The sequence below is a fragment of the Streptomyces sp. SID3343 genome, from assembly GCF_009865215.1.
Taxonomy (GTDB): domain Bacteria; phylum Actinomycetota; class Actinomycetes; order Streptomycetales; family Streptomycetaceae; genus Embleya.
The window spans coordinates 1-4,039 of the sequence record NZ_WWJX01001440.1 but is presented as its reverse complement, the minus strand read 5'-3'; the positions used below and the strand labels follow the sequence as shown (position 1 = coordinate 4,039).

Annotated in this window: 3 protein-coding genes; all 3 read left to right on the top strand. The window is 71.3% G+C overall.

Translation table 11 applies throughout. The annotated features are described in order from the left end of the window. Window positions 1-468 precede the first annotated feature (468 nt). Window positions 469-1,734, top strand: coding sequence for a PP2C family protein-serine/threonine phosphatase (locus GT354_RS46020; protein WP_161363491.1), 1,266 nt, complete (start codon window positions 469-471; stop codon window positions 1,732-1,734). Between the two features lie 744 nt (window positions 1,735-2,478). Then, window positions 2,479-3,063, top strand: coding sequence for a TetR/AcrR family transcriptional regulator (locus GT354_RS46015; protein ID WP_161363489.1), 585 nt, complete (start codon window positions 2,479-2,481; stop codon window positions 3,061-3,063). A gap of 156 nt (window positions 3,064-3,219) precedes the next feature. After that, complete coding sequence (locus GT354_RS46010; RefSeq protein WP_161363487.1) at window positions 3,220-3,945, top strand: hypothetical protein; 726 nt, start codon at window positions 3,220-3,222, stop codon at window positions 3,943-3,945. The last annotated feature ends 94 nt before the right edge of the window (window positions 3,946-4,039 follow it).

Sequence of the window (4,039 nt, the reverse complement as noted above, 5' to 3'; positions counted from 1 at the left end):
GGATGCGGCGGGTCGAGTGGCCCGTAAAGGCAGGGATGTCCGGGCGTGTCGCCGTGCTCGGCGAGCCGATCGGTCGTGGTCACGGGCCTACTCGTCCTCTTCGACGCCCTCTCGACGTCCTCGGCATCGGCCGGTTCTCGCCGGGACCGCACCACGTCGCCCACCGGCCGGAGCCGAAGAAGCCGTAGCAGCCCAGCGTGATCGCCTGCCCGATCCGGCACCTGCCCCGGCCCACCACCGACCGGGACGAAGTCCGCTGCGGATCCGGGGACGCCCGGTCCTGGCCGGCGACGTTCACCGTGCCTGCCCGCGTGTCCACCGAGATCGAGTCGGCTGTACGGGGTAGTCGGTACAGACGGTCATCGCCGGCCGTGCCCGCACGACCCCGTGCGGGAGCCGGCGGGGTGGGCCGTCACCGAGGGAGGCAGGCAAGACGTGGACCGGGAGCGAGAAGCAGGCGGACGGGCCATGCTGGCCGGTCTACTGGCGGCCGCCCATCTGATGCCCATCGAGATGCTGCCGGCGAAGACGGCGGAGCACGCCCGGGCGGCGGGGTTCACCGAGGTACTCATCTACCTCGTCGACCTGCAAGGACGGACGCTGTCTCTGCTCCCCGGCCCCTCGGTGGCCGCGGACGGGGAGGATGAGCCGCGCGTGGGGGTCGAGGGCACCGTGCCGGGGCGGGCCTACCAGCACGGGCGCGTCCTGCCCGGCGGCGGTGAAGGCCAATGGTGGCAACCGCTGCTGGACGGTACCGAACGCCTGGGAGTACTGCGCGTGACGACCGTCCACGACGACGCCCGGGCCCGGGAGGACATGGACCGGCTGGCCGCGCTCCTGGCGCTGATCATCACCGGTCACCAAAAGTCCAGCGACACGCTGGCCAAGCTGGTGCGCGCCCACCCACTGAACCTCGCGGCCGAGATGCAGTGGAACATGATGCCCGCACGCTCCTACGCCGACGGGCGGGTGGTGATCTGCGCGTCCATGGAGCCGGCCTACGACATCAGCGGCGACATCTTCGAGTACGCGATCGACGGCCCGCTGATCCACCTGACGATCTTCGACGCAATGGGGCACGACACCGCCGCCGGCCTGTGCGGAACGCTCGCCCTGGGCGCTTGCCGCAACTCCCGCCGCCAAGGCGCCGACCTCATCGCCAAGGGCGAGGCAATCGAGGCCGCCCTGATCGACCAGTACCAGCGCACCCGCTATGTCACCGGCATCCTGGCCACCCTCGACACCCGCACCGGCATCCTCTCCTGGGTCAACCGCGGCCATCACTCACCCGTCGTCATCCGCGGCAACCGCTGGACCAGCCATCTCGCGTGCCCCCCGGCCCATCCGATGGGCACCGACCTCGGCATCCCCAGCATCGTATGCCGGGAGCAGTTGGAACCCGGCGACCGCATCGTGCTCTACACCGACGGCATCACCGAAGCCCGCCGTGCCGACGACACCGAGTTCGGGCTGGAACGCTTCACCCGATTCCTGATCCGCCACCACGCCGACGGCCTGCCCGTCCCCGAAACCCTGCGACGCCTGACCCGAGCCGTTCTGGACTACCACGACGGCCGGCTCCAGGACGACGCCACCGTCCTGATCTGCGAATGGCTCGGCCCTACCGCGGAGAACACGCGACCTGCGGCCGTCCTGAGCGGCCTGCCCGATCCGGATGGATATGGCAGCGCTCCCGGCACACCCAACGAACGAGACGGGGGCAGCCGGCCGTGAGCATCGACCCCTTGCGGGTCGTGAAGGGCGAGTCGGAAGCGGCTGGTGAAGCCGGCACCCGCGTCGGGTTGTTCGAGGTAGCGGGACAGGGTGCGGCGGCTGATGCCGAGCGGTTCGGAGATGCTCTCGTCGGCGGGGCCGCTGCCGAGCAGTTCCCGGATGCATCCGGTGCAGCGGGCGCAGTGCCGTCGGGACGTGGCTGCCCGGGTGCGGCGGGAACGCCGAGCGCCAGGAGGTCCCGTAGAGGCCGACCTGAGCCGACCTGAGCCGACCGGGGCCGACCGGGGCCGATGGCAGGCTCGATGAGCGGACGATGGGGATCGAGTCGTTGATGTCGGCCTCGACGCGGCGCCTTCGGCGTGGTGGATGCGCTCTCCGATCCGCGATCCGGTGAGCACCTCGACGAGTTCGTCCATGGCGGGCTGCGGGTGAATGGGGCGGCGATATCCCCGGTGGGCGTCGATCGCCGCCGATTGGGTCCGGCGCAGCCCCGCAGCCCCGCAGCCCCGCAGCCCCGCAGGCGAGTGTGCGGGAGGCGTTCGAGGCAGCCGATGCCCGGCTCGGTCCGCCCGACAGGACAGCGCTCCCGTCGCCGCAACCGGCCTTCCGGTGACGCTCTCTCGATCCTCCGGGTCGTCTGTTGCCGGAGTACGTGGGTCGGCGTGATGGAGGAGCGAGAGGCTTCCGGTGCCGGAGCCACCGGCGTCTCAGGTTTTCATGACAGTTGTGATGTAAATTGTGACGATGGGACGCAGGCCGGATCCGGAACGCAAGACGGAGTTGTTGCGCGCGATCGTCGACGAGTTGGCACGTGGGGGGCTCGGGGACATGTCGCTTCGGCCGTTGGCCGCCGCGCTCGGAGTGAGTACGTACACGTTGTCGTACCAGTTCGGTTCGAAGGAGAGCCTCCTGGCTCAGGCGCTCGCCCACGTCGAGGCGGAGCAGGCCGCCTTGGTCCGCGAGTGGGCCGAAGAGGAAGGCGCCGACGCCGCGTTCGTCGTCGGGCGCTACTGGGAGTGGGTTCGGGTGCCCGAGCACCTCGCGCGGGTGCGGTTGACCCTGGAGGCGATCGCCATGCCGCGTACCTTCGAGTGGCTGGCCCCCGATTTTCGCCGCCGCCTGATGGCCGCGTGGGCACAGGAGTTGACCGCCGGGCTGCGGCGCGCCGGCGTGGCCCGACCGCGGGCCGAGGCCGAGGCGACCCTCGCCGCGTCCGCGCTGGCCGGCATGGTCCTCGACCTGCTCGCCACCGGTGAGCAGGCTCGCCTGGACTCGGCCGCCCGGGCACTCGTGGAACGCCTCGACGAGCTGATCGCCCGGGGGCGCTGAGCGCGCGATCGGGACCGCCGCTCGCCTGTGGCATCGGCGATCGGCGATCGGCGATCAGCGATCAGCGATCGGCGATCAGCGATCGAGTGCAACGGCGATCTGGGATCGACCGCGCCGGCGGTGGTCGATTTTCATGACGAGCGTTATTCTTATTTCATGGACATCATCGACAAGGCCGAGACCCGCTTCGCCACCCGCTCGGAGGTGCTGCGCTGGGAAGGCGCCGCGTGGGCCTTCGTCGGCGTCACCTGGATCGTCTCCGCGTGGCCGGGACTGCTGGTCCCCGGATCCGACCCGATCACGACCGTCCTCGCCGGCGTCGGCCTGCTCAGCGTGGTCCTCGCGTGGCAGGTCGCCCGCAGCGGAGGCCGCGCCCGCTCGCCCGGCCGGTGGGTGGGCCGTCGGGTCCGCCCGGCCCGCCCGGAGCGACGCCGCAAGAACCGCCGGCACGTCCTGACGACCGTCGTCCTGGACGCGGCGGTGATCGGCGGATCGGCGGTGTTGTGGTGCGTACTGGCCCACATCTACCAGTGGCCGGAATCGATCACCGGTGCCGGCCCGCAGAACGCCGTCGGCGTCGCCTGCCTGGGATGGGCGGCTCTGCACGTGCCTGCGGCCCGTCGCGTTGCCGCGTCCGGCGAGGACGATCACGTCGTCAGCCGTCGCGTCCTGGGCGCCGGTGCGCCCACCGTCGAGCCGAAATCGCCCCGACGCGCTCCGGAGCCGCGCCCACGGCCCGTGTCCGCAACCTCCTCCGTCATCGCTGCGGTCGACGCGAACCGTGCTCGTTCCGGGCATCACGACGTGTCCGCGAACGCGAGTGACGCCGCGACGAGAACCTTCGGCAAGCCGATGACCGGCGTCCCTCGCTCGCGCCGGTGACGCGGCGCCGATCCGACCCGGTCGCCGATGCTCTCACCCCATGATGGGCCCGCCCCGAACGCGGGGCGGGCCCAGTCGACATGGGCGGTTGACC

Coding starts and splice junctions, on each gene's coding strand:
- GT354_RS46015 (WP_161363489.1), top strand. CDS start 2,479: ATGGGACGCAGGCCGGATCCGGAACGCAAGACGGAGTTGTTGCGCGCG.
- GT354_RS46020 (WP_161363491.1), top strand. CDS start 469: ATGCTGGCCGGTCTACTGGCGGCCGCCCATCTGATGCCCATCGAGATG.
- GT354_RS46010 (WP_161363487.1), top strand. CDS start 3,220: ATGGACATCATCGACAAGGCCGAGACCCGCTTCGCCACCCGCTCGGAG.